Source organism: Kurthia sibirica (genome assembly GCF_003143975.1).
Taxonomy (GTDB): Bacteria; Bacillota; Bacilli; order Bacillales_A; family Planococcaceae; genus Kurthia; species Kurthia sibirica.
In genome coordinates, this window is sequence record NZ_QFVR01000005.1 from 121,635 (window position 1) to 147,596 (window position 25,962).

The following is a 25,962-nucleotide window of genomic DNA, read 5'->3' on the forward strand; positions in this document are numbered from 1 at the left end:
TTATTTTTGTTTGTATTCTAAAACGGCTTTTGCCACATTGGATGCATGGTCTCCAACGCGTTCTAAATTTGAAATAATATCAGCAAAAACTATACCTGCAGCTGGTGTACATAGCCCTTCATTCATACGATGGATATGACGTTTTCGTAATTTACGTTCAAGCATATCAATATTGTCTTCCATTGATAACACTTCTAACGCTGCTTTAATATTAGTATTTTCAAAGGCATCAATTGCAGCCAGTACCGTATCAATTGTATAATCGAACATCTCGTAAATCTCTTCTCTCGCTACTTCGCTTAATACGAGTCGATGACGATCCTTATATTCAATTAATTCAACAAGATTTTCTACATGATCTCCTATACGTTCAAAATCACGAATTAAATCCAAAAGCATAACATGTTCAATTGAATCGGCCGTTGATAAAGAGCGTTTTGAAATGGCGACTAAAAACTCTGTTATTCGATTGTCTAGTGTATTAATGGCGACCTCTAATTGCATCGTTGCTGCTGCATCTTCTGTTTTTTTCGATTGTAAAAATAATCGGGCATGACGCAACCCTTCGACGCTGTAATTCCCCATCTTAACGATTTCATCCTTCGCTTGGGCTAACGCTAAATTAGGTGATTTTTCGATAATTGAGTAATCAAAATTTTGATCATTCATCGAAATTGTCATATCTTCTTTACCTGGTATAATTTTCGTTACAATATAGGCCCATACACCAATAAGTGGTAATTGAATTAGCGTATTAACAATATTAAATATACCATGTGCAAAAGCGATTTCCATTTTAGGTTCCAATGCCCATGAAGCAGTCAGTGTCGTTAGTAACGCTATGAATGGCGTTAATAATAACATGAAAATAATCGTACCAAACACATTAAATAACACATGTGTTGCCGCAGCTCTTTTCGCAGAAATACTAGCACCTAAAGAGGCTAATATTACCGTGATTGTCGTACCAATATTATCTCCAAAAAGAACGGGTAATGCACCCTTTAAATCAATTAAGCCATCGGCATATAAACCTTGTAAAATACCAATTGTTGCACTCGAAGACTGTACGATGAATGTAAACACGGTTCCGACGACGACGCCCAGTGTTGCATGTTCACTCATTGATAACATCATATCAGTAAAAACTGGTGCATCTCTCAGTGGTGCCATACCGTCACTCATTAAATTGAGTCCGACAAACAATCCACCAAAACCAAAAATAATTTGGCCGATATTTTGCACATTATTTTGTTTGAAGAAAAATAACATGACCGCTCCTAATGCTAAAATCGGAAAGGCATATTCACCTACATCAATACCGATAATAAAGGCCGTCACAGTTGTACCAATATTTGCTCCCATAATGACACCTATAGATTGTCTCAGGGTCATAAAACCAGCGGAAACAAGACCAACAGCAATTACTGTTGTACCCGAACTCGATTGGATTAATGCTGTAACAAATATCCCGACTAAAATTCCTTTTATGGGATTTGTTGTAAAGCGATCTAATAATGACCTTAAACGGTCTCCTGCTGCTTTTTGCAAGCCATCCCCCATAAATTTAATGGCGAATAAAAATAAACCAAGCCCGCCTAAAAATTGAAAGATCATTTGCTGATAGTTTAATTCCATACATAACTCCTAACTATGCATCATGAAGAAAATGGTTTTTTCAACTGATTAAAATGATTTTTCATTTTAATTTTATAATTGTCAATTTTTTCTTTGCGCTCCGCACTGCGCTTTTCTGACAATTTTTCCTTCGCTTGACGTTTTAAATCTGCTGCAACTAAATTCGCATTTTCAACTTCTTCTTCAATAAATGCTGCATCATAACGTGTAATAAATGTGTCGTATTTATTTAGTAACTCATCAAGTAGCGATTCATCTTCCTCTTGTGCAAGAATAATAATCGCCATATCGCCCTCTTTTAAGCGATTAGTCATCGCATTGATCAGTGATGATTCAATTTCAATATCATCCATATCAACAAATGAGCCGATAAACGTACCAACACCAAAACCTAATAATAAACCAAAAGGTCCTGCTAAAATACCGACTAACGCGCCAATTAATCCACCTTTTAATGTATCATCTGTTGTCGTTTCACCAGTATCTAAAGAATCAAGCAATGTAATCTTACCATCTTTCTTCTTTAATAATACCGCTTGTGAAATAATTGTCGTTTTTCTGTCAAAATAATTATTTTTTATTTCCGTAAATGTTTGAAAAGCTTCACTTTCTACACTATTATAACTAACAATTATATTTTCCATAACGCTAACACTCCCATTAATTAGTATTTAAATGTTTTTCTTCCAATGCTACTCGTTGACTTTCAAAATCTGCATCTGCTAAATCAATTTCCACTATTTCCTTGGAAAGCATAGTTAATAAATCTTCTTTAATTGCCATTGTTGTTGCTGCTTCATTTGACGATAATAATTGAGTTTCTATATCGATAAAATAGTTGCGTATTCTTTTCATACGCCCCATTACTTTATGATATGTATCCCAATTTATTTTAGAAGATATACTAACAAAATCATGTTGGAGCAAATCTTCTTGCATTGTATTTATTAAACGTTGTATTTCATCTCGCTCTGTTGCTGTAATCCGTTTGATTTTGGCATGCATAATTTGGAACTCTTTTGCTAGATGATGATAACTTGTTTCTAATTGCCATAAATGCTGTATTAATGTTAAATCATATTCTTTCTGTTCTTCAAGCGCCTCCGCTTGTTGCATGCGTTGATCTTCTTGTTGAGTAAATCGAATCGTTTGATTTACGCCAAGTAAAGTGATGAAACCGCCTATTAGTGCTCCATAAAAAGTGAGCCAGGTCCCTTCATCTGCAGCAAACCAATTTCCATCAGGAAACCCTTTTAATTTTAAAACTATATTTGTTAAGATAACGAGTATCGCAGCAGCAATACCATAGCCTAAAAATAATCGAATTGTATAGATCCATCTTTTTGAGTTAGGCATTATTTTTTTTACTATTGGTCGCTTTGTCACATACTACTCCCCCTCACTACTCTCTATACCCCAATTTACTATACAAAAAAACAATATACATTTTTGTATATTGTTAGTGAATTCTGATACTTTTATAGGTACTTTAATGAGGTCCACCTCACGCTGAACACCCTTATTCGAAAACAGCCTCTTAAAGTGACTAGACCTCTATATCCAAAATTGAAAATAAAGGTTTTTCAGTCAACTCCATAAGACCTTTTCTTCTTACTTTTTTTTTTATTATGTTGTTCAAAATAATCCAATAGTTCTGTCTTTGATGGCGCTTTATTAAGGTCATCTTGTAATTCTAAACGTAATCTTGTCGTTTCTAATTTATAATTTTCATGTTTAATCTGTTCTAATTTTATTTGATTTTGTATTAATTCTTGCTCTAATTTTAATTTTTTTTCTAGATGTTTTAAGCGCGATTGATACGTATTTGTAGCCATACTTGCTACTGCAATCACCATGATCATAATCCACAGCATGGAAACACCTCTTTCTATAAGTCTTAAATAACCTGTTCAATTGTTCTTATCCTTCTTCACATGTATAATCATACTATAGATTAGTAAATTAAGTGAAAAGGAAGTTATTACTATGGCCCTATTTAAAGAATTAACCGATCATGAAAAGAAAGTATATGAATATGCACTCCGCGATGAGTTTAAAGGGATGGGTATTGAATTAGCGCAACAAGATCACTATGTTAACCAAGTGATTAACGCATCTGAAGCGTGTCTCATTTATTTACGAAAAAATGGGGCGATTGCTGTATCTCGCGAAGTATTACAGCCTGACAATCGCTTTACTAAATAACTCTAAACAGTAGTAACAACCTAATTGGGCTGTTATTACTGTTTTTTTATTATATTGTTATTATACCATTTTCCTTTAAAAATGGCTGTTGCCAACGCTTACCCCTAACAAAAAAACCAATAATCTCCATGACGATACACCATACATTATTTTGCTGGTAGATCGTGATGAATAAATTATTGGTCCATCATTCTTTATTTAATTTGTTCTTTATAGTGTTTCGCTCTAAAGAAAAATGTAAATAGTGCAAGCACTAAACAACCTACTGCTGCTCCAAAATAAATTTTTTCATAGTTAGTTTGTTCAATAGCTGTTTTTGAAGCTGCAAATGCAGTATTTGACCCTGTGGCCATAACAAATAACACGAATAACGCCGTGCTTATTTTGCGCCATGCTTTTTTCATTCTAAATTATTCCCCTTTTTCATACAATGTTTCAGTGACTGATGAAAATACTCTATTTCGTCGTCATTCATCTTATTTTATCACAAAACGACTATGACTATAGCCTTCCTTTGTCTTATTTACTTCTAAGGTAGCAGGAATTGTGTCTTTTAGTTCGCTAACATGTGAAATTATACCAATCATTCTACCTGTTTTTTGCAATTCTACTAAAGTATCAATCGCCTTACTCAAGGCTTCTTCATCTAAAGTCCCAAAACCTTCATCGATAAACATCGTATCCATATGAACATTTCCTTTAAAACTTTGAATAATATCACTCATACCTAGCGCTAAACACAACGATGCATTAAATTGTTCGCCACCTGATAATGTTTTGACATCGCGCTCTTGCCCTGTATACGTATCATAGACATCCAAACTTAAGCCAGATTGCTTACCGTTACCATCTAGTCGCTCGCTACGTAACAGGCGATATTGTCCATTTGACAGTGGTAATAATCGTTCGTTGGCAGCGTGGATAATTTGTTCTAAATACTCTATTTGTAAATAGCGTTCAAAAGATATTTTCAAATTGTTTTTACCGGCTAACACATCATAGAGTTTAATAATATGACCAGCGCGTTTTTCCAAAATTGCCATTTTATCATTTGTTGCTTGCAGTTGATTTTCAATGCGCTCGCTCATTTGTATTATTTGCTCCGTTTTACGAATAGTCGTGGCTACTGCTTCAAATTCAGTTGACAAAAGATCAATATTCTCTTGAAGAACGACTAAATTGAATGGTTCTTTATTTGCATAGAGCTGCGCATCGTCTGTAATTTGCTGTTGTTTCGCGTAGCACTCATTTTTATACTGTAAAAGATCTTCTTTTAATGATTCTAGTATTTGCGGATCCACTCTTGCTGTTATATACGCACTACCATCCATGAACCCTGCTTCTAATACTTTTGCTTTAAACAGGTCTTCACTTTCTGCTAACGCCAATACTACACTTGCCAACTGCTGTTGTTTGGCCTTAGATGCGGTCACAGCAATCGTTTGTTGGTGTTTGGTATTGTCAAGTTGTTCGATCGATTTCTTTAAGATCAGTTGGAAATTTTGAAGTGCCGAACTTGCCGATTTTATCGCCGCAATAACTTCTTGTTGCGTAGCAAACTGGACTGGTAATAATTTGGTTTTTTCTTGAATAAGCAGTTCGATTTCACGTCTTTCATACTGTAATTCACCCACCGCTTTTTCAAGGTTTTGCAATGTCATCCGATTTTGCTCTAACTGCTGACGCATCCTATGGATTTTTTCTTCAAGAGTAGCACAGTTCTTTTTCAATTGAATTTTGTCAGTTACTTGACGTTTTAAGTCATAAATTGTTTCATGAATCGTCGTTTCATCAAATTTTATTGTTTTAAATTCTGCTAAACAATCCGTCGCATTTTTACTTTGTTGTTGTGCATTTTTGATAGCTATTTGTAAAGAATAGACATTCTGTTCTACTCGCTTCACGTCATTTTGTGCTATTTGTAAATCCTGGCGATTTACTGTCATGTCAACTATCCCTATTGTGCTTGATTCATGTGTTGTACTGCCACATACAGGGCATGCTTCTCCAGCTACTAATTGTGCCGCCAACACGCTGGCTTGATTGGATAACCACGCATTTTCTAATCTTTCAAAATCTGCTTGTTTTTGTTGTAAAATCCTCTTTTCATTAGCTATTGCTATTTCATTGTCAGCTATAGTTTTTATAGCTGACTGCCGACTATCTAACTGTACAGCTACTTTTTCTAATGTATAAAACTGTGTTTGTAAGGCATCGATATTAGCCGTTTGTGATTGAAGTGAAGCAAATCGCTGTTCTTCTTCTGGTAAAGCTTTTTGAAGCGTCATAAATTGCTGTTCATTTTGTTTCAAATTCTTTTCAGCATGGAGAGTTGTTGTTGTAATTTCAGCAAATTTCGCTTTTAATTTTGTCAATTCTTCATACATTGGTAGAATTTTTTGCCACTCATTCATTTCGTTTTTTAATTTTTCAATTTGCTGTTCTTTACTATTCGCTTCATTAAATTGCTGTTGTGCTTGCTCCACTAACTGTGTAGTTTTTTCGATTGCCTGCAAAGCATCTGCCGCTTCGGTAGTCAATTGGCTATGTTGTTGACGTATTTTACGATAAGACTGCTCATAAGGAATAATATGTTCTGCTTTATGGGCCTTTGCTATACGTTGTTCTTTTGTTAGATAGTCGGGCGCAAGTATTTCTAATTGTTGTAAGCGCAATTCAGCTGCTTTATATCCCGATAATGACTGATTAAAATGTTCCGCATTCGTATATTTTTTACGCGCTATATCAAGTTCAAACTGCTGTTTTACTTGCTGTTCTTTTAATGGTATTAGTTGATCTTTATAAAAAATCTTTTCCAACTGCAAGGCTTCAATAATTTGACTGGTGGATTTAAACGTCTTCGCAAGCACCTCAAATAATTCACTTGGTCGTTGGTCAAATGATTCAGAAATCTTGCTGATATAAATAGCCTGTTCATTTTGTACTAGCTGTAATTCTTTTTCAGCATAGTCTTTTTTATCTTTTAAGCGGTCTGCCATACGCTTAAAATTTTCTGTTTTAAAAATTTTCCGTAATATATCACCTTTATTTTTCGAATCAGAGGTTAGCAACTTACGAAATTCCCCTTGTGGTAACATGACAATTTGTTTAAACTGATCCTGTGTTAAACCAATTATTTCTTCAAGTTTATTGTTGAGATCTTTAATCTTATGAGAATCTAATATTGGTTCTTCGCCATTCTCCGTAATTTCTACAAATTCCGTTTTATCACCTGTCGCTGTTTTATTGCCTTTTTTTATATGGGCAAGTTGACGTAATATACGATACCTTTTATTTTTCATATCAAAAACTAACTCGATTGCAGTATGAAGTGTATCATCCGCAAAGTCGCTACGCACATTCCCCGCATTTTCACGTTCTTCTCCACTTACGCTGCCATAGAGAGCAAAACAAATCCCATCAAAAATGGTCGTTTTCCCTGCTCCAGTCGGTCCTGATATTACAAATATTTGATTGTCTTCAAGCTTCGTAAAATCGATTATTTCTTCATCGCGATAGGGTCCAAAAGCTGTCATACTTAATTTTATAGGTTTCATCGGCGTTGCCCCCCCTGCTCTCTTTCCTCATCCAATTCATCTTGTAGTAGTTCATTAAATAATGTTTGCATAGCATCATCTGGTTGTTCACCAAGGATTTCAGCATAAAAAGCAGTAAATAGTGTTTGAGAATCCATCGCTTGGCGGCTTTCACCTAGATGAACAACTTCCAATTCTCCACGAAGTATCTTTCTTTCAATATGCATGGCATTTGGGAATACCGTGCGAATTTTCTCCATGGGTGTAATGATTACTGTATCATCCAACAATGTGACGTACACATAGTCATCGCTTGGTGTCATCGCTAATAACTCATCCATCTTCCCTTCAATACGACGCATATCACGTAGTGGCTTTACGAACTGTTTGTCTATTGTCACTTTACCATCTGCCGCTAAATCAATTAGTAAAAAACCTTTTTTGTGATTTTCTTCTGAAATACTATATTTCAACGGTGATCCACTATAGCGAATTTTTTCATCTTGCACGAAATGAGCCTGATGTAAATGCCCTAATGCTGTATAACTAAATGGCATAAAGAGATTCGAATCAACACATTCTGATCCCCCTATACTAAGCGGACGTTCTCCATCATCTGGATTTTCTTCTTCCACACCATTTTTGGTAACAAAAGCATGACCAATACAAACAGAACGAGCATATTTATGGTCTATAGCAGACATAATTTTAGCCATTGCTTGTTCATTCGAACGAATCGCGTCATCGTTAAAGACATAACGCACCTCTTGTGGGTCGGCAAAAGGAATTAAATAAAAGGCAACTTCACCAAATTCATCTTGTAAAATGATTGGAGGCATCTGCGCGTCTAATTTGCCACGCATATAAAGACCGCTCGTTTTGAATAGTTCCGAGCCAAAATCAATGCGGCTCGTGCTATCATGATTCCCTGCGATAGCTAACAGTGGTATATGTCGTTCTTTAACAATTGCCTTGAATGTCTCATCCAATAACTTCACTGCTTCAACAGGTGGAATAGAACGATCATAAATATCACCTGCAACAATAACGACATCCGGTTTTAAATCATCGATTGCTGCAAGAAGCTGTTGCATAATATAACGTTGTTCCTCCAACATAGATACACCCTGTACAACCTTCCCTAAATGCCAATCTGCTGTATGTAAAATTCTCATCTATTTTGCACTCCTTTAGTCACATTCATCTATACTCTATTAATTTTATCATACGCTCACTTCCTGTGGTGACACATAATAATCCTCCCATCAATTAAAAAGCACCTTATTTATGAGTGCTTTACGTCACATATTAAGATGATGTGATTCGCTCTTTTCAAACCACGTCACTGTTCTATTCGAATGAAAGTTAGTCAATATTTCTATCTATTTCCTTTTTCAGCATATGAATCGCTCACGCTATGCTTTTTGATACACAAAATCCACATGCGCATGTCTACTGCAAACTTAGTTGAAGTGCGAGACTGACGGAAAGCGTCAAGCAGATATGGTATTGTTTGAAAATCCCCAAAAATAGAATGAAAGAGATTAATTGTCCACTTCATATGACACCTACAAAAAAAACAATCCATTTTATAGGATTGCTTTTCACTCTTATTTAAAGGCTAAAAAGTATAAAACAATTACGATAACAATTGGTACAACCGTGTACATTAGAACTCTCCACAAAGTAAACCATTTCTCAGATAATCTACTAGCAGCCAAAAATTCTTTTTTCACTAATGCTTGGTCTACCTTATACATGATAAAGATTGCGATGAGTAAATTACCTGCTGGTAGCATAATATTACTTACTAAGAAATCTGTTGCATCAAAAAATGTTCGATTAGCTATTTTGACATCTTTTAAAGAACTTGATGATAAAGCTGCTGGGATTGCGGCGATTATGACAATACAGCCGACAATCCATGTAATTGTTTTACGGAAACCCGGCCATTTTTCTGATAGCGCTGCTACAATAATCTCATATAAACTAAATGATGAAGTTAATGTAGCAAATAAGAACAACAGTAAAAATAATGCAAAGAATACTTCTCCAAATGGTAAATGTCCAAAAACTGTTGGTAATACGATGAATAATAAACCTGGGCCTTCTGCTGGTTGAAGCCCTACAGAGAAAACAACTGGAAAAATAGCTAAACCTGCAAGTAAAGATACAAAGATATTCATCAGGACAACCGAACCAGCGGCATTTGGTAAACTGACGTCTTTTTTCAGATAAGAACTATAGGTAATCATACATGAAAAACCAACTGCTAAAGCAAAGAATGCTTGACCTAAAGCATATATGACTGCTTTCATTGTAATCGCTGAAAAATCTGGTTTTAAGAAAAATTCAACACCTGCCATTGCGCCCGGAAGCGTTAAAGCACGTATAACTAGTATAGTGAAAAATATAAATAGCAGTGGCATCATCACTTTATTTGCTTTTTCAATACCATTTTGAATGCCTAAAGAGACGACCAAAATATTGATGATTGAAAAAACAGCTAACCCTAAAATAGTAAGCCATGGTGAAGATGTCACTTCGCTAAACAATTGTGCCGCATCGAGATGATCGCTGATCGCACTACCTATAACTGCTTTTCCTGTGTAAATTGTAATCCAACCACCTACCACACTATAAAATGATAGGAGTAAAAAACAACCGATTACACCAAGTCTACCAACCCAAATCCATAGTGAGTTCGGGGCTAATTTTTTATATGCTGATACGGCTTCTTTTTGGGTACCACGTCCAATAATAAACTCTGAAATTAACATAGGTAAACCTATTATCAATGTGAAAATAACAAATAATAGGAAAAATGCACCCCCACCATTCTCACCTGTAACATATGGTAATTTCCAAATTGCACCTAATCCAATCGCTGCTCCTGCTGATGACAATATAAAGCCTAATTTTGAAGACCATTGCCCTTTTCTCTCATTCATACTATTCCTCCATTGCTCTGCTCAACTCAACTAATCCTAACGATTGTGAGATAAATTATTGTACTATTTTATCACAGTCACTTGAAATAGTATTGAAATAATTTATTTCCGAGAAAATCATTGTTTTTTCTGTTATGATTAGTGCACTTCGACAACTAGTGAAAGGAGCTTATTTATGACCGATTCAACACTCATATCCAAAGGAAAAGTATGGCTTGTGTTAATTTTAGGATCGCTATCTGCTTTTGGACCTTTATCCATGGATATGTATTTACCTTCCTTACCAACAGTAGCAACAGATCTCCATACAACGACTTCAACCGCTCAACTCAGTTTAACAGCGTGCCTACTCGGTTTAGCATTTGGACAACTTTTTTTTGGTCCTTTAAGTGATAAAATAGGTCGCCGCAAACCGCTGTTAATTACCTTAATTCTTTATTCCACTGCTTCATTATTATGTGGGCTAGCCAATTCAATCGAATTGTTAATTGTAATGCGCTTCATACAAGGATTCACTGGTGCTGCTGGCATTGTCATTTCAAAAGCGGCAGCAAGAGATCTATATAGTGGAAAAGACCTGACAAAATTCATCGCTTTATTGGCATTGGTCAATGGCGTTGCCCCCATTGTCGCGCCATTATTTGGTGGCATTATTTTATCATTTGCACAATGGCATTTTGTCTTTTATACATTGGCTATTATCGGTTTAGTTATGTTAGTAGCCGTTATTTGGAAACTACCAGAAACATTACCTGTGGCTGAGCGTGTACAAGGAAATATACTCGCTCCTTATAAATCATTCCCGAAAATACTAAAAGATAAAAGTTTTATGAACTTTGCTATATCCCAGGCGTTAATAATGACCTGCCTTTTTGCATACATAGCTGGTTCGCCCTTCGTACTCCAAAAAATGTATGGTTTAACTGCTGTTGAGTTCTCAGCAACATTCGCCATTAACGGCGTTGGTATTATTATCGCGACACAAATAACCGCTCGACTTGCTTCGACAATCGCAGAACAAAGTTTACTACGTTTTGGCACTTTACTTGCAACCATTGGTAGTACTTTATTGTTAATCGTTGCCGTGAATCGCCTATCTATTTGGTTATTAATGCTGTCCTTATTATTAATTGTTGCTGCTGTTGGCATTGTCACAACAACAGCCTTCTCCCTCGCCATGCAAAACCAAGGGAAACAAGCTGGTAGTGCATCTGCTTTACTGGGTCTACTCGCTTTTGTTGGGGGCTCCATTGTATCACCACTTGTTGGAATAGCCGGTGAAGATACTGCCATTCCTATGGCCCTAGTCATTTTTGTCTGCGCTCTGGTAGCATATATACTCAATTTATTTTTGAAAAACAATACGCTCCCCGTGAATAAATAAAGAGCAGTACTATTCATTCGCCTTCTCGAAAAAGCGTGCTTTAACATAATAGGCTAGCATTAAAGACGCTGTGTCAAATGTAAACCAACTTCTTTATACTTTAATGTTAGTAAGATCTTCGCTCTCAATCGATCAAATCGTTTATAACCATATGCATGTCGTTTCATTACTTTCGTTTTGTTATTAATACCTTCTAAAAAGCCATTCGAAGTTTTGGCCCAATCAAACCATTCACAATAAGCTTCTTTTAATTCATGTGCCATTTTTAATTGAGAGGATAGTGAACGGTAACGATTTAATTCCCATAATTGTTTTTCATTTAATTGTGCTTCTCGTTTATAAAATACGTGACGCATTCTTTTCACACGTTTCCAATCATATGAATGCCATTCTTTTGAAAAGCGTTGATCACGTTCAATAAAAGAAGTTTTTTCTGAAAAACGTTTTCCACAAGAACAGACATAGCACCGACGCTTATAATACAAAACTGTAAGTCGTTCAAACCATTTTAAATGGTTCATTTTTTGTATGTGATCATCCTGTACTTTCGAAGTAATGGACTGACAAGCTGGACAAATAGGTGAACGCTTCGGTATTTCTATAAAAAGAGCATACTTGCCCTCGATTTCTTCAACTTTTGTGACTAAAACATCTTTTAATCCTGGAATAGTCATGATGGACTTCATATAGCACAGCTCACCTTTCTACTGTTACTTATTATGCAGCATTTTAAGTATAGAAGTTTTGGTGAACCTGTGCTTTTTTCTGTCTATTTTTAGGTATGTTCATCATGATTAAAAGAAATGGCGAAGACTCCTGCCGAAAAACAAGTAGTAAGCAATCCTTTATTTTCACCGTGGGTGAAAATAAATAGTGCGTTACTTGTCGGCGGAAAGCTCTCGCTATGTCTAATTGTCTAAAACATGAATTGTTTTAATCCCCCAACATATATAATAGAACCATAATATTTTGGTCAAATCACCCACAATACACCTTTTAGGTAGCAGCGAATTAAAAAACAAGCCTGAAACTACGATTGCAGTTTCAGGCTTGTTTTTATTTTATAGTGCTTGGACGACAGGCTGTTCTTCAAAAGCAGGAGCAATCCAGTTTAAATGATCTAAGAAGTTTGCTGTATCTTGGAAAACTTGTTCACGCTCTTGACCAAGTGTAATAATATGACCAGAGTTTGGATACCAAATAATTTCCTTATCACCTGACTCAACTGTATCAAAGATGAATGGCGCAGATTCTTGATATAGTTTATCATCTAGTTTGCCCTGTAAGACAAGAGTTGGTGCATCTATTTCTTCAATTTCATCGCTTGTATGTTCAATCATTTTTTGGATTTCAGTAATTGCATGACGGTCCATATTTTCTAAATCAACTAGTTCAGCTGCAATTTGTGCGTCATCTTTACCTTCAAACTTTTTATATACTTCTGCATATTTATAAAGACGTTCAAATAACCCGTTGCTTGATTTACGTTTAATAGGTGCACACATTGATACTACACCTTTTACAGGAAACTCAGCACCTACTTTAAGTGTAAATACGCCTCCAAGTGAAATACCTACTACGGCAATCTCCTCATATCCTAATGTTTTTAAATGATGGTAGCCACTCGTAACATCTTCCCACCAATACTTGGCTCCGTAACGAAGAATTTCTTCTGGGCTCACTCCATGTCCACGATACATTGGTGCATGGCATGTGTAACCTTTCTTATTTAAAAATTGACCTAATTTTTTAACATCCTTCGTACTACCCGTAAACCCGTGAAGGAGTAAAACAGCTCTTTTTCCACCTTCGATTGTAAAGGGTTTTGGCGCAAGTAATTTCATTTGAATGGGCTCCTTTGTAATTATTAAACAAGTTTTAAATTCACATATCATGCAAATTTACTAGTTAATGTCTTTATAGACCATAATACTAATCTTTATCAATTCAACTTACAATTTTTGTTCACATTTCTAACTTACATTCACTCTAACATCTCCGATTAATAATGTACAGTATATTATCCTATTATTTTCTATGCATTTTTGTAATAGGTTTGATACGCATGGATTCATAAAAATACTGTTATATCAACGTTCGTGAATATATTCACACACTTTTATTTTTGTCTACTATTTTCAATTTTATATTTATGTCTATTTGGTATAAAACCTATCTCACTTTAACAAGTTGTTACTTTATAGTTGTTCAGCTACGTTATTTCTTATCAATTACTAACAGGAATCCTGCTTATTTTTATCACTTTTCTGCTTTTTATAATTTTAATATAATTTAAAAATCATCTGTTATATTCTGTACTATAATGAAAATACCTATTATAGTACAGTTGAGATGATTTGAAAAACCGAATGAAACATGTTTATTTCTTTTATTTATTCGTTGATCCAGTTTATTCAGTTTTTTTACATGGACAAATGAACTCTACAAGTTGATCCTCTGGTTCGTTGTTGTCTATTTTTATAAGGGGTAAACTGACCAATCATTCTACTTTCATGGGAAGACTATTTTCGTTTCTGTTGCAAAGTTTAAAAAAGCACAATAAATTTCCTGTTATTTTGTGATTTACGCTGAAATCCCCATTATGACATTTATTCCGTATCGAGAAGATTTCCTTCTTTTCGACTTTTTTCATAGAGGGCATGAACGGTTTCGAGATCTTTGAGTATAGAGGAGATGATCTGTATGAATCGATAAAACATATGTCTTTTCTTGTTGATTACGTTTCTTGCGTAGACCATTACATCAGAAGAATCAATGACGCGATACAAATAACACTACGAACTCCCCACTTTTATGTAGGTTTCATCAATTTGCCAGAAATCTCCTATCCTACGATTACGCTTTTTCCATAAACAATAAATCAGTTGCCTCTATTCTTGGACTCAACGATAGACAATTGTATGAGATAGGCATCCATTTCACGTTTTTTTAGAATTTCTGAAACATCCGGTAGACTAGGTTATACCGAAATTACTGGCCAACGACTACTAGGAGTATAGCTTACTTAAATCGCATATTTTGACTATAAATGAAATTTTGCAACAGAACCTTTTTCATCTCGGGCTATTCACTATGATTAAAAGCAATAGTGCCATACTTGTAGATGGAAAGCTTTCGCTATTTCTACATGTCTACACATATGAATTGTTTTAATATAACAACATATATAATAGAACAAAAAAAGACAGACTCTCCAAGGGAGAAGTCTGTTCTTAATCCCAAGCACTCATCCGTGATTTGGATTGATTGCTTAAGACCAAGTATCTCTAAAAACCAGTTGCTTTTTTATAGTGTCTTCAAGTGCTTGTACTAAAATTGATTTTTCAAAGGAATTATTTACTGCTAACCGCAAAATAATTTTCTTCATTGTCACAGAAATTAAAAACTGTACCAAATGGCATTTGAGTAAGTTCTCCTACTTTAACACCCGCTTCTTTTAAACGTTGGTGCTCTGCAGAAACATCTGCAACGCTAAACATCAGCGATGGTGTCCCTACATTCATTTCTGGTGACATTTTAGCAATCATTTCCTTATTATGCAAAACGATTGACGTTTCTGAAGCAGGGTTCGGTTTCATTTCTATGAAATGAAATCCTCCATTTTTTTCATTTGCTACAATTGTAAAACCTAATTTTTCAACCCAAAAATCTGCTGTCGCTTGTTGGTCATTAACATATAGCATAATCTGCTTAACTGCTTCCACCAAAACACCTCTTTCACCATTTTTCAAATCATCTGTTGATACCTATTGTATATCTCTAAGCGACTAATGTCACTTATATCACGATTCAGCGATAATTTTTCTGATCAATCATATTATTTCCATGACGCACATGAATACTGTACTATAATAGAATAATCAACTACTTAGGAGCGATATATGATGCGTGTTACGACAACAAAACTGAAAAAAGAAGACGCAAAAATTGTCTATCAAGAGACAGCAGGGCTGGCAATCATTACGATTCACCGACCTCAAGCAAAAAATGCGTTAACCGCAAATATGTGGGACGAACTACGCCGCATTGCCCTTGGTGTCCTCGACAACCCCAAAAATAAAGTGTTACTACTTCGTGGTTATGGTGAGCAATTTACCGCTGGCTCCGATATTAAAGAATTTCATGCAATTTCATTGGAGGAGGCTGAACAAGCTTTTATTCACATGGAAAAAACAATCTCTACAATTGAAAATCTCCCACTTCCTACAGTTGCTGTTATAAATGGTGCAGCCATGGGAGCAGGACTTGAATTGGCTCTTGCTTGTGATCTTCGAATAGGAAGTAATTTAGCTAAATTGGGCATACCCGTAGGTAAATTAGGCATTACATTAAATAATCAGTTTGCTCAACGTCTCGTCAGCTTAATAGGGCCGTCAATGACAAAGGATCTTGTATTTACTGGACGTATGCTAAAAGCTGAAGAAGCCTACCGAATAGGTATGTTAAATTATTTAGTGGCAGCTAAAGATTTAGATCGTTATGCCATACGCATTGGTAAATTAGTTGCTTCCATGTCACCCGCCTCTTTAGTAGCGGTGAAAAAATCCGTACAACAATGTATCCAGTCCGTACCTGATTTATGGCAAGGGTCTACGCCATTCGTAGATCAACAAGATTTCCCTGAAGGTATTCGAGCTTTCGTAGAAAAACGCCCACCCCATTTCACTAGAAATTAATCTAAAACCGTTCTTCAGTTCATGTTACTGAAGAACGGTTTTATGTATTTCTAACACTTCAATCGTTTCTTTTTCTGCTAAATAATGCACTTCGATATTGATATGATCAAACTCTAATGCGAATTGAGCATCAAAATCTGTGTTGATTTGCTGTTGCAATATAGTGATATTTGCTATCAAATTGGCTGTTTTAGTTGCATCATATGTTATAGTAACTGTTCCCTTTGGGAGGGGGTATAAAGTAAATTGTACTTTATTTACTTTTAAAACGGCTGATTGCGCTAAGCAACTCCTCTTTATTGCATCCAGGAAATCTTTTTTTTGATACAATACAAGTTCATGGTGAAAATCCGGTTGAACGATGGTTGTTTCACCAATTTTTTCACGCTTTGTTGAAAATATTTCAAACCCCTTCATTACAAGTCTTTTAAAGAAATTTTGTTGTACCTGCATCATCGGAATAGGCATTATATGCTTGCCCTCCGTCTTCCGAATAAACTGAGCCATTTTCATTTCTTTTGGTGAACGTAATTCTTCAATATAATGATAATGATCAATTTCACCAAGCTGTAATTCCCGGGCAATTCGCTCTGTCATTTTATCTGATGTACCGATGATTAAGAGACGTTTTAAATCCTGTTCTTTAATCGCCGTTCTAACTGCATAAGCCTGTTCTTCATCATGAAAAATAGCACGCTTTACTGCTTTAAAAATACTTTTCTCAAATTTTGCTGAACTACCAGCTATTATTTCTCCATTGATGATTAATAAGCCATCATCAATAATCCCCTCAATTTTGTATCTATGTGCCAGTTCTAAGGCATTCCAACTTTTTCCCGTACCGCTAGGTCCACTAAATGAATAGATCTCCATTTATAAATCCCCTTCAATTAGTAAATGTTGAATTGCATAGGCTACGCCATCTTCTGAATTTGGTTTCGTAATATACGATGCAATATTTTTAACTGGGGTAATCGCATTGCCCATTGCGACTGGGAAACCCGCATAGCTAAGCATCGACATATCATTTAATTGATCACCAATTGCCATGACATGTTGTTGCTCGATATCAAGATGACTAGCGAGTGCCTTTAATGCCATCCCCTTATTTGCTGTAGCCGCATTTACTTCCATATTTTGTTCAAAAGATGATGTGACCGTGAAGCCATTTGCAACGCATGTATCCCAAGCTGCTTTTCGTTCTTCAACCGTTTTAAAAAATAAGTTAAATTTATCGATTGGTTTATCATATGCTTTGATAAATTCATACATCGAATCGATTGGCGTTCTACTATTTAGAAGGAAATCCTCAAAATTTTCACCACCATAGTCTTTAAAATGATCATAACAATTTTGTTCGATAAACACGCGCCCCATGGCAAAAGCTTCAATTCGCATATCATATGGTTGTAGAATTTCAATAATCTCCATCGCTTTATCATGCGGAATTTGATTTTCATAGATGATTTTTAAAGCATGTCGATCCCATATCACGCCGCCATTGGCTGTGATAATATATTTTATGGCTGGCATCTGTTTCATTTCTTCTGGTAATTCCGAAATTGTCCTACCTGTACATACAACCACCTCTATTTGTCGTTCCATCATGTCGTTTAATTGATTAATCGTATGCTGCGTTATTTGCAGGGATGGATCCAATAAAGTGCCATCCATATCTATTGCAACTAATTTAATGTCCAAAATACTGACCTCATTTCTATACAATATAGTATCTCATGAATAGGGAAAATTTCAACTACCACTATATGCTATAATCTCCATAAGGAGGGTTGTCTATGTTAAAATTCGCCAATCCATTTTTCATCACCATACTCGTTATCCTTTTATTAATTATAGTAAACCGGATCCTTTTTTATATGACTTACGAACCTTTCTACATAGCCATTTTACTGTGTATATTAGCACTGGCTGTATGTTGTGTCATCTTCCGCCTTTTCTTTATCTTTAAAAAAAGCAAATTACAAAAACAGTCTTAAAAAAAGCCCAGCCATCTATCCTCTTATCGTTATATACAGGGATAAATGGCTTTTTTTACACTTTAAATTGCTGTGTTAATTCTGTTAAATATTGTGCTTTTTCTGCTAAATCATTTGATGTTTTATCGATCGTCGAAAGACTCGTTTGTTGTTGCTCTAATTCCGTTACGATTTTATCTGTTTCTGTCACGGAAGTCAGCGAGTGGCTAGCAATTTCAGAAATTGAAGCACTTACCTCTTGTGTACTTGCTGATAATTGTTCCGATGTTGCTGTAACATCTTGCAACTGCTCCGTCATATTGGCGACAGACTGGCCAATTTTTTTGAATGATATTTCAGCTTTTTCAATAATCGATACACCTTCTGTTGTTTTCTCTAGGCCATCCTTTATCGATTTGGCAACATCTGCCGTATCTGATTGAATCGTCCATGTCAATTGATCGATTTGACTCGCGGAGGCTTTTGATTCTTCTGCAAGCTTTCTCACTTCTTCTGCTACAACAGCAAATCCCTTACCCTGATCTCCAGCTCTTGCTGCTTCGATTGCTGCGTTTAATGCCAATAAATTCGTTTGTTCTGTAATATCAGTAATGATTTTCGACATATTTTGAATTTGTGCTGTTTGTTGAGACAATTTTGAAATAAGTTGACTGGAATTATGTGTTGACTGTGAAATAATAGCCATCTGCTGCTTCGCAATCGATAATATTTTAGCTCCATCGGTAGCCAGCGTATTTGTGTTTTGTGCGAAATCAAAAAGCTCCGAAGATGTATTGGCAATCCGCTCCACTCCGATAGCTGTTTCCGTCATTGCAATTGAACTATCACTGGCATTTTCTGATGATTCATGCGTGCTGGAAGATACTACCTCAATTTGCTGTGAAATTTCATTGGCAAACTTTGATACGACCGATGTGTTTGATGATAAATCTCGAATGGCCCTATTCAATTGAGTAGCATTTGTAGCAATACCTTCCACCAATTTCTTAATATCCACTTTCATCCTATTTAGCCCTTTATTTAACATACCTAATTCGTTGTTTGATCTGATGATTAAATCCTGTTGTGAAAAATCACCTTTCGCTAAATATTCAATAGATTTTGTCATTTTATTGATTGGTTTTACGATTGATACTATGACAAATAATATATAGTAAATAATTATTACTATCGACCATATTCCCACTACTAACGATATGTATTTTGAGGATGTTGCAAAACGTAATGATTCTTTTTTTGTCGCATTAAATATGTCTAATTCATTATCTATAATTTTTTCTGATGCTGCTACCGTATCATTATTCAATTGTGTCGCCTCGCCCAATAACACATCCATTTGACCTTTTGAAAGCTTTTTACCTACCGCCTCAACAAGCAATGCTGTTTGTTTATTAAATTCAGCATTGATGGTAGATAATTCCTGAATATATTCTTTCTGTTTTTCATCACTTTTGAATTTCATCAGTTTTTCAATACTGTCATTCGCTATATTTTCACTCTCTTTTACTATAGCCATATTTTCACTGTCCTGAATAAATAAATATTCTCTCAATACGAGTCCTTGCATCGCAATATTATATTTTACATCACTAGCTAAACCCAAACCATCAATACTTTCTTGTACATTCACATTTAATCGATCTTGAATCGTTTCCATTCTAAAATAACTAATAAGCATCACAAAAACAGTAAGAGCAAGCAACACAATATAGCCAATGGTAAATTGTTTGCCAATTGACATATCCTCATCTCCTTATCGTTTTTTATAACCAATAATTTCTTTATTATACCATTTTAAAGGTACTTTTAACATATCATTTATTTTTTTATTGTATAAATAGATTGTATATTGGATTAATTATTAAATTGATTGCACCATCTCCTGTTCAGTTAATCAATGAAAAGCCTTTTCTATTTTGATGATATGAATTTGAGCTAACGAAATATGAACTATTCAATCACCCATTTCATCGAATGCGTATGTTGCGTGACATCTGACATTTCTCTTTTGCGTAGTGACAACCCATTTTTAAAAAGCGTTATTTTCGTTCGTTCAGATTATCAGAGACAAAAAAGCATCAACTTCTGCATATAACGAAGTTGATGCTCAATCTTTTTATTATTTAGATGATGGTGTAAAAAAATCTTTTTCTATTTTTTCTTGTAAATAAAGGAGGATTTTATCGATTGTTTGTTGATCGAGGTTGCTTCTCATCGGATTTACGAGATCTCCATAGATTTGACGGTCAACAATCCTCACCATTCCAGTAAAATTTTGCCCATTAGCTGTTCCTTGTAAGTCAACAAAGAGTGTTTGTTGCCCATGCCATGCATAATCGATAATATACCAGTGATCATTTTTCATTTTTTACGCTTACCTTGTTGTTTTTCTTGTTGTTTTTTCAATTCTTCTTCTTGTTCTTTTTCATGCTTCGCTCGTTTCCATTGCATGCGTAACTGGAATATTGTCAATGCGATAATCATCAGAAAAAATGGTTGGCTTAATGATAAGCCTATATCTGATTTACCGCCAAATAATGGTAGAACCATAATCATGACGATTAAAAAGACAATCACACGTAATTGCATCCAAAAATTAGCCATCGTATCTAATTTTTTTAGCGGTACAAAACAAACAAATAATCCAATAATAAAGATAATAATCAATACTTTTTTAGGTATAACCGACCAAATATGCCAGTCGCTAAAAAAATCTAAACAGAGCAAAGCTAATACTAAAACATAGGCTAAAAATTCTCTAATATATTTCATTTTTTTCCCCCTTAAACCTGTTAATAGCATAGCATACAAGCCATATTGAAGGCTATAGGAGAACAAGCATTTCTAGATTTTATATAAGTCGATTCCATTCAATCGTAACGACGCTGAGCTACAAACTTGCGCTACCAATCCATAAAGCGTTATTGCACCTAAACGTCTGTCATACGGTTCTTGAATGGTCAAATTAAGCGCACCGCTTTCTCAAAGGAAATTTCATAGCGACTTTTCCAACCTAAGCATTTACGAGGTCTCACCCTCTATAAAAAAAGTCGAAAAGAAGGACATCTTTTCGACTTTTTTATAGAGGATATGGGCGGTTTCGAGACCTATGATTGTAGAGGTAGCGGCGTATAGATTGATAAAACCTATGTCTTTTCTTGATGACTCAAGAATGTTGTTCAATCATAGTATTCAGCTATTTATTCATTCGATGAGTTGTTGTAACAAACATGGCTTCTGATTATAGTTGTTTAAAAGCACTAGTCCCCTCGGTTCACCAAACTGTTTTACTAATTATTATAAGCTGAACTCTTCTTCTGTTAATTCTAGATTGATGCGAGCAGCAGCAATACTACCTGAAGCAGCAGATATGATTAACAGAGTTGGAGTTCCTGTAGCTGCTTCTCCAGCTGCGAATAACCCTGGAACCGTACTTGTACCAAAGTTATCTGTAAGGATCGCGCCATGCTCATTTACATCATAACCAAGATTTTCACTGAATTTTAATTGATTAAACCATTTCGGAATAATAAATCCGCCGGTTCTGTTGATTCGGTTACCGTCGGAGAATTCTACCTCTTCAAGTTGTCCGTTATCTCCGTGTAATGCAGCTATCTCTTTAGTTATAACGCGAATATTCTTAGAAGACAGTTGCTGCTCTTGTTCTTCGGAAAAAATGTTTTGTTGACCATTTGTACAGACAATTAAATCTTTGCTCCAATTATAGAGTAATTTTGCGAGGTGATGTACTCCTGGATTCTCTGAAATAACGATTAATGGTCTATCTCTCAGTTCCCAACCATCACAATATGGACAGTAAAACAGGCTTTTCCCATACTTATCTTTCAAGCCTTTTAAATCAGGCAAAATTTCTTTTAAGCCTGTAGAAATAAGTACCTTACGTGTTTTGACTGTATTATTTTCAGTAACGATCAAGAAATGATTACCTATTTTTTCAACTACCGTTACTTTTTCTGATTTATGTTCCACGGTAGGGTACTTCAATATTTCTTTATAACCAATTTCTCTAAATTCACTTGGCGTTATACCATCTCGTGTAAGATAGCCATGAGATTCATTTGTCACTGCATTACGAGGTTCATTTGAATCAAAAATTAAAACGTTTCTTCTGGATCTCCCTAGAACTAATGCGGCGTTTAGTCCAGCTGGGCCACCGCCTATAATAATGCAATCATATAGCATAAATATCCTCCTAAAATAAATCATTCTCTATTTATTATTTGTAGTTAAAGTCTTTATAAATGCTAACTTATAAATGTACGAGTATCTTACCGAACTTTCCACCAGTGGTTACGGGTATTTTTTTTCCATAGGTACGAGTCAAGTAGTTTACTGCCTCATCCTTTTGATCATTGTTAAGTTCTATATTGTAATCAACGAACCATATTTCCAGATTATTAACTACCTCATCTATAGTCATATTGACCGTTTTTTGATGTCTCTCAATTAGAGTCTGATAAGTATAGTTGTTTAAATATAGGAGTTGCAATAAGTAATACATATCAGAAGAAGTGTTTTCTCCTTTTAAATTAAGGGCTGACAACAATTCTTCTATTAATTGATTCTCTTTTGGTCCAGCCATAAGACTTACATAAAAATACTTCTTTGAAAGACGTAGTGCTTTTTTTACTGCATCCCAATCCGTAATTGCTGGACACATCGAAGCAAAAACAAGGTCAAAACGCTCGCTATTAATGGAGTTCAGCTCCTCGAATGGTTGGTTCATAATATTTACGTCAACGGAATGATTATTTGCGTTCACTTTCAACATAGAACTTAAAAGAGGAGAAGGTTCTAGAGAACTAACGATGGCTCCTCTTTTTGCAAAAGGGATACTAAACACACCTGAAGCAGCTCCAATATCCAATACAGATAAACCTTCAAAGGAGTTAATTTGATTCTCAACCCATTTTATAATTCGTTCTGTTCGTTTTACGCCTTCTTTATTAAACGAACTATTATCAAAGTTTTTTGCCCAATTAGCAAATCCTTCTGATTGATTTGAACCCAGACCAGCCTTTTTCATCCTTTTCAATGAGGTGTTAGGGTCGTCTCTCCATGCTGTCTCCCAATATTGTTGGTTAAATACTTGCAATTGATTTACCATTTTTATCTCCTTCGCTTCGTAACTATAATAGAGTTATTATATCTATGATTTTTTCAAAAATAAAGACTGCATTACTTAGAAGCAGTATCTTTATCTTTTAGTAAATCTGATAGTGTAGTTTGCATAAGTTCATCTTCCATCTTCTTCTCTGCCGATGACATAACTTGCTCAATCGGACAACCAGCGCCATGATTGAAATGACAATCAAATAATGAAGATTTACCTTCAATTGCATGTATAATTTCAAGAAAAGAAATAGACGCCCAATTATGTGCTAAAGAATAACCACCATTTGCACCTGATACAGAAATAATCAAACCTTCTTTAACTAATTTCGTCAATATTTTAGATAAATACGTTGATGAAACTGATTGCTGTTCCGCTAATTGTTGAACTCCGACAGGCTTATTATTATCAGAATTTAATGCTAGATGTAACATTGTATGCAAAGCATAATTTGTTCCTCTGGAGAATTTCAAATAACTCACCTACTTCCCACATAAAGTACTTCATAGATACATATTATCTATGAAGTAAATTTCTGTCAAGTATTGATAATTTAAATTTATAGTAGGTATTTATCTAGTAGGCCCGTTAATTACTATTAACCTTTTGATATGGCAACACTTTTAGTTACAGTTTTGTACTTTTTAAGTCAATTTACAATTTTAACATATTTTCTAACTTTATAAACAACGTGTGCATAATAAATTCCTATAATAAAAATTGTACGAATTCTCCATTCAGATCCACATTCATCACGAGATTGCCATTCGTATAACTATAACCATTCTGAGATAATGGTTCGTCATCACCCTTTGGATGTGAGCCTCACACGATGTGAGTTCTATCGACTTTCGTACAAGACATGCGGTTCTTTGTCGATATTCTGCTAAGAATGCACCGTTTGCTAGGTTATAGTAACGGGCTTGTAAATAGGCGTTCTTCGTTTCGAATGAATCACGCCCCTAGTCTACTTGTCGACTGGTAGCTCACCTTTAACGGCAAAATAACAATCAGTATGACGATATAACAAGCGATAGATAAAACATGCATATATTCCGGTACTTCAAAAAATTTTGTCAGTATCCCTGGTAACAAAATGACACTCATCAATGCACTCGTTTCTACAAAGGTAATTTGGGTTGATCCGACTATTTCTTGGGTACAATTCGGACATTTTTTATAATTTATAATTTTATAACATAACGTAAAACAATGCCGATAGGTAATTTCTTCTCGACATTTTGGGCAATGCACTGCGGTTATTTTTCTTGTTACTATATACAGCGCTAAACCTTGAACACTAAGTGTATAACCCCAATACATCTTATAATCTTGTGATGATTGTTCACCGAGTAGTTGACCAACTAATAAGAACAAACCTACTAAAGTGATATAAAAATAACTAATTTTGATTAGTTTCCATATAGGTAAAGTTTGACGTATTTTATAATAACCATATTTATCTAGACAAAAGCTTAGTAAATACAGGCTAATGGCCACTACTATAAAGGGAATGCTATCCACATTTGTCATGCTGTAAACACTAATAAGTAACAAGATGACAATGGCGATTAAATACACTCTATTACGTGGGTCGCTTCGCTCTTTTTTTATTTTTTTATAGAAAATCGACTGGTATGCTATACTCATGAGTAAACAAATTACTACTATAATTGATGGCAAGTTAACAGCATTGAATCGCATGATTTTTGCCAATTCTTGCTCTGTCATTTGTACTTTAATCGTTGTATGATTTGCAAGTTGATCCATATAATATTGTTGTGAACCAGCATTTTTATATATTTTATAGCGCTGTTTTTGACCACTTTGGTCCACGATCGTCATCATACGATAGACGTTGGACCCAAGATAACTTTTTTGCACTTTTGGACTATCTTGTATAAGTTGCATTATTTGCTTATCATTTTTTTTAGGTATGCGAATAATATTGAAATAAGCGGTGGATAGTTTGCTATTTTCTTCATTGTAACCATCGTTTCTTTCAATATATATGATGTGTGAGTTTGTTGAATGAACACCACTTTTCACTTGATTGTAATCGCCAACCAATACAACTGACAAAGAGATGAGTATTAGGATACAGCATGTGACAAAAACAGGTATTGACGTTTTAATGACACTCCATAAACGGCTTGGCATTTTCTTTTTAATTTGGTCAATCATTTGTTCTTTCCCCCTATAATTCTAGTCGTCAATACGCTGTCTTTCATTTCATTTTGAATGTATGATGATGAAAGTATCATGTAAGTGGATATACATAAGCAAAATCATGGTATGAAACTGTGCTGGAGATCGTCAAGTATCAAGTGAAGAGTCATGAAATATACGCTTCACACTATAATACTCTGTGAAAACAATTAATAGCACAAGAATTTAAGGAATATAATGAAAAATCTAAC

Annotated in this window: 23 protein-coding genes; 3 read left to right on the forward strand and 20 right to left on the reverse strand. The window is 35.0% G+C overall.

Features of this window, described 5'->3' with window-relative positions; all coding sequences use genetic code 11:
• The 4 genes from DEX24_RS05590 to DEX24_RS05605 all read right to left on the reverse strand — a co-directional run bounded on the left by DEX24_RS05590 (window position 1) and on the right by DEX24_RS05605 (window position 3,512).
• A complete protein-coding gene (locus DEX24_RS05590) occupies window positions 1-1,638 on the reverse strand; it encodes a Na/Pi cotransporter family protein (RefSeq protein ID WP_109305425.1) in 1,638 nt (545 codons plus the stop codon).
• 20 nt (window positions 1,639-1,658) lie between these two features.
• Window positions 1,659-2,282 (reverse strand): DUF456 domain-containing protein, encoded by a 624-nt coding sequence (locus tag DEX24_RS05595; RefSeq protein WP_109305426.1) that lies wholly within the window; start codon window positions 2,280-2,282, stop codon window positions 1,659-1,661.
• Between the two features lie 16 nt (window positions 2,283-2,298).
• Window positions 2,299-3,024, reverse strand: a complete 726-nt coding sequence (locus tag DEX24_RS05600; RefSeq protein ID WP_109305427.1) for a hypothetical protein — start codon at window positions 3,022-3,024, stop codon at window positions 2,299-2,301.
• 197 nt (window positions 3,025-3,221) lie between these two features.
• Window positions 3,222-3,512, reverse strand: a complete 291-nt coding sequence (locus DEX24_RS05605; RefSeq protein WP_109305428.1) for a hypothetical protein — start codon at window positions 3,510-3,512, stop codon at window positions 3,222-3,224.
• A 112-nt stretch (window positions 3,513-3,624) separates the two neighbouring features.
• Here DEX24_RS05605 and DEX24_RS05610 point away from each other — a divergent pair, with 112 nt between their 5' ends.
• Complete coding sequence (locus DEX24_RS05610) at window positions 3,625-3,843, forward strand: hypothetical protein (protein WP_109305429.1); 219 nt, start codon at window positions 3,625-3,627, stop codon at window positions 3,841-3,843.
• 194 nt (window positions 3,844-4,037) lie between these two features.
• Here the strand turns inward: DEX24_RS05610 and DEX24_RS05615 are convergent, their stop codons facing one another.
• From DEX24_RS05615 to DEX24_RS05630, 4 genes are all read right to left on the reverse strand, one after another.
• Window positions 4,038-4,247, reverse strand: a complete 210-nt coding sequence (locus tag DEX24_RS05615; RefSeq protein ID WP_109305430.1) for a hypothetical protein — start codon at window positions 4,245-4,247, stop codon at window positions 4,038-4,040.
• 72 nt (window positions 4,248-4,319) lie between these two features.
• The gene (locus tag DEX24_RS05620; protein ID WP_109305431.1) at window positions 4,320-7,400 is read right to left on the reverse strand and encodes an AAA family ATPase; all 3,081 of its coding nucleotides are present in this window, start codon (window positions 7,398-7,400) and stop codon (window positions 4,320-4,322) included.
• Window positions 7,397-8,554, reverse strand: coding sequence for an exonuclease SbcCD subunit D (locus tag DEX24_RS05625; protein ID WP_109305432.1), 1,158 nt, complete (start codon window positions 8,552-8,554; stop codon window positions 7,397-7,399). The genes DEX24_RS05620 and DEX24_RS05625 overlap by 4 nt, the downstream gene beginning before the upstream one ends.
• A 435-nt stretch (window positions 8,555-8,989) precedes the next feature.
• Window positions 8,990-10,330, reverse strand: a complete 1,341-nt coding sequence (locus tag DEX24_RS05630; protein ID WP_109305433.1) for a sodium-dependent transporter — start codon at window positions 10,328-10,330, stop codon at window positions 8,990-8,992.
• 175 nt (window positions 10,331-10,505) lie between these two features.
• Here DEX24_RS05630 and DEX24_RS05635 point away from each other — a divergent pair, with 175 nt between their 5' ends.
• Window positions 10,506-11,714 carry a multidrug effflux MFS transporter gene (locus DEX24_RS05635; RefSeq protein WP_109305434.1) on the forward strand — a complete coding sequence of 403 codons (1,209 nt, stop codon included), beginning with the start codon at window positions 10,506-10,508 and terminating at the stop codon, window positions 11,712-11,714.
• A gap of 59 nt (window positions 11,715-11,773) precedes the next feature.
• Here DEX24_RS05635 and DEX24_RS05640 read toward each other — a convergent pair whose 3' ends face one another.
• The 3 genes from DEX24_RS05640 to DEX24_RS05655 form a co-directional block, all read right to left on the reverse strand.
• Window positions 11,774-12,400 (reverse strand): transposase, encoded by a 627-nt coding sequence (locus DEX24_RS05640; protein ID WP_109305435.1) that lies wholly within the window; start codon window positions 12,398-12,400, stop codon window positions 11,774-11,776.
• A 375-nt stretch (window positions 12,401-12,775) separates the two neighbouring features.
• The gene (locus DEX24_RS05645; RefSeq protein WP_109305436.1) at window positions 12,776-13,558 is read right to left on the reverse strand and encodes an alpha/beta hydrolase; all 783 of its coding nucleotides are present in this window, start codon (window positions 13,556-13,558) and stop codon (window positions 12,776-12,778) included.
• Window positions 13,559-15,067: 1,509 nt separating this feature from the next.
• Window positions 15,068-15,442 carry a VOC family protein gene (locus DEX24_RS05655; RefSeq protein ID WP_109305437.1) on the reverse strand — a complete coding sequence of 125 codons (375 nt, stop codon included), beginning with the start codon at window positions 15,440-15,442 and terminating at the stop codon, window positions 15,068-15,070.
• A 177-nt stretch (window positions 15,443-15,619) separates the two neighbouring features.
• Between DEX24_RS05655 and DEX24_RS05660 the strand changes: the two genes are divergently transcribed.
• The gene (locus DEX24_RS05660) at window positions 15,620-16,411 is read left to right on the forward strand and encodes an enoyl-CoA hydratase-related protein (RefSeq protein WP_109305438.1); all 792 of its coding nucleotides are present in this window, start codon (window positions 15,620-15,622) and stop codon (window positions 16,409-16,411) included.
• 24 nt (window positions 16,412-16,435) lie between these two features.
• Here the strand turns inward: DEX24_RS05660 and DEX24_RS05665 are convergent, their stop codons facing one another.
• From DEX24_RS05665 to DEX24_RS05710, 9 genes are all read right to left on the reverse strand, one after another.
• Window positions 16,436-17,284: an ATP-binding protein gene (locus DEX24_RS05665; protein ID WP_186819620.1), complete on the reverse strand. Its 849-nt coding sequence runs from the start codon at window positions 17,282-17,284 to the stop codon at window positions 16,436-16,438.
• On the reverse strand, window positions 17,285-18,112 hold the full coding sequence (locus tag DEX24_RS05670; RefSeq protein ID WP_246131468.1) for an HAD family hydrolase: 828 nt from the start codon (window positions 18,110-18,112) through the stop codon (window positions 17,285-17,287).
• 351 nt (window positions 18,113-18,463) lie between these two features.
• A complete protein-coding gene (locus tag DEX24_RS05680; protein WP_109305440.1) occupies window positions 18,464-20,149 on the reverse strand; it encodes a methyl-accepting chemotaxis protein in 1,686 nt (561 codons plus the stop codon).
• A gap of 378 nt (window positions 20,150-20,527) precedes the next feature.
• The gene (locus tag DEX24_RS05685) at window positions 20,528-20,773 is read right to left on the reverse strand and encodes a hypothetical protein (RefSeq protein WP_109305441.1); all 246 of its coding nucleotides are present in this window, start codon (window positions 20,771-20,773) and stop codon (window positions 20,528-20,530) included.
• Complete coding sequence (locus DEX24_RS05690; protein WP_246131466.1) at window positions 20,770-21,180, reverse strand: hypothetical protein; 411 nt, start codon at window positions 21,178-21,180, stop codon at window positions 20,770-20,772. Before DEX24_RS05690 ends, DEX24_RS05685 begins: the two co-directional genes overlap by 4 nt.
• 525 nt (window positions 21,181-21,705) lie before the next feature.
• Window positions 21,706-22,611: an NAD(P)/FAD-dependent oxidoreductase gene (locus tag DEX24_RS05695; protein ID WP_109305442.1), complete on the reverse strand. Its 906-nt coding sequence runs from the start codon at window positions 22,609-22,611 to the stop codon at window positions 21,706-21,708.
• Window positions 22,612-22,678: 67 nt separating this feature from the next.
• A complete protein-coding gene (locus tag DEX24_RS05700) occupies window positions 22,679-23,536 on the reverse strand; it encodes a class I SAM-dependent methyltransferase (RefSeq protein ID WP_109305443.1) in 858 nt (285 codons plus the stop codon).
• Between the two features lie 71 nt (window positions 23,537-23,607).
• The gene (locus tag DEX24_RS05705; RefSeq protein WP_109305444.1) at window positions 23,608-24,015 is read right to left on the reverse strand and encodes an Rrf2 family transcriptional regulator; all 408 of its coding nucleotides are present in this window, start codon (window positions 24,013-24,015) and stop codon (window positions 23,608-23,610) included.
• A 481-nt stretch (window positions 24,016-24,496) separates the two neighbouring features.
• Entirely contained in the window at window positions 24,497-25,726 is a 1,230-nt protein-coding gene (locus DEX24_RS05710) for a hypothetical protein (protein WP_109305445.1), read from the reverse strand.
• Window positions 25,727-25,962: the final 236 nt, after the last annotated feature.

Excerpts from the sequence above, each read along its gene's own strand:
- DEX24_RS05625 (WP_109305432.1), bottom strand. The coding sequence starts at position 8,554 with ATGAGAATTTTACATACAGCAGATTGGCATTTAGGGAAGGTTGTACAG.
- DEX24_RS05595 (WP_109305426.1), bottom strand. The coding sequence starts at position 2,282 with ATGGAAAATATAATTGTTAGTTATAATAGTGTAGAAAGTGAAGCTTTT.
- DEX24_RS05640 (WP_109305435.1), bottom strand. The coding sequence starts at position 12,400 with ATGAAGTCCATCATGACTATTCCAGGATTAAAAGATGTTTTAGTCACA.
- DEX24_RS05645 (WP_109305436.1), bottom strand. The coding sequence starts at position 13,558 with ATGAAATTACTTGCGCCAAAACCCTTTACAATCGAAGGTGGAAAAAGA.
- DEX24_RS05635 (WP_109305434.1), top strand. The coding sequence starts at position 10,506 with ATGACCGATTCAACACTCATATCCAAAGGAAAAGTATGGCTTGTGTTA.
- DEX24_RS05620 (WP_109305431.1), bottom strand. The coding sequence starts at position 7,400 with ATGAAACCTATAAAATTAAGTATGACAGCTTTTGGACCCTATCGCGAT.
- DEX24_RS05685 (WP_109305441.1), bottom strand. The coding sequence starts at position 20,773 with ATGAAAAATGATCACTGGTATATTATCGATTATGCATGGCATGGGCAA.
- DEX24_RS05695 (WP_109305442.1), bottom strand. The coding sequence starts at position 22,611 with ATGCTATATGATTGCATTATTATAGGCGGTGGCCCAGCTGGACTAAAC.
- DEX24_RS05605 (WP_109305428.1), bottom strand. The coding sequence starts at position 3,512 with ATGCTGTGGATTATGATCATGGTGATTGCAGTAGCAAGTATGGCTACA.
- DEX24_RS05680 (WP_109305440.1), bottom strand. The coding sequence starts at position 20,149 with ATGTCAATTGGCAAACAATTTACCATTGGCTATATTGTGTTGCTTGCT.
- DEX24_RS05700 (WP_109305443.1), bottom strand. The coding sequence starts at position 23,536 with ATGGTAAATCAATTGCAAGTATTTAACCAACAATATTGGGAGACAGCA.
- DEX24_RS05690 (WP_246131466.1), bottom strand. The coding sequence starts at position 21,180 with ATGAAATATATTAGAGAATTTTTAGCCTATGTTTTAGTATTAGCTTTG.
- DEX24_RS05630 (WP_109305433.1), bottom strand. The coding sequence starts at position 10,330 with ATGAATGAGAGAAAAGGGCAATGGTCTTCAAAATTAGGCTTTATATTG.
- DEX24_RS05590 (WP_109305425.1), bottom strand. The coding sequence starts at position 1,638 with ATGGAATTAAACTATCAGCAAATGATCTTTCAATTTTTAGGCGGGCTT.
- DEX24_RS05665 (WP_186819620.1), bottom strand. The coding sequence starts at position 17,284 with ATGGAGATCTATTCATTTAGTGGACCTAGCGGTACGGGAAAAAGTTGG.
- DEX24_RS05610 (WP_109305429.1), top strand. The coding sequence starts at position 3,625 with ATGGCCCTATTTAAAGAATTAACCGATCATGAAAAGAAAGTATATGAA.
- DEX24_RS05615 (WP_109305430.1), bottom strand. The coding sequence starts at position 4,247 with ATGAAAAAAGCATGGCGCAAAATAAGCACGGCGTTATTCGTGTTATTT.
- DEX24_RS05710 (WP_109305445.1), bottom strand. The coding sequence starts at position 25,726 with ATGATTGACCAAATTAAAAAGAAAATGCCAAGCCGTTTATGGAGTGTC.
- DEX24_RS05660 (WP_109305438.1), top strand. The coding sequence starts at position 15,620 with ATGCGTGTTACGACAACAAAACTGAAAAAAGAAGACGCAAAAATTGTC.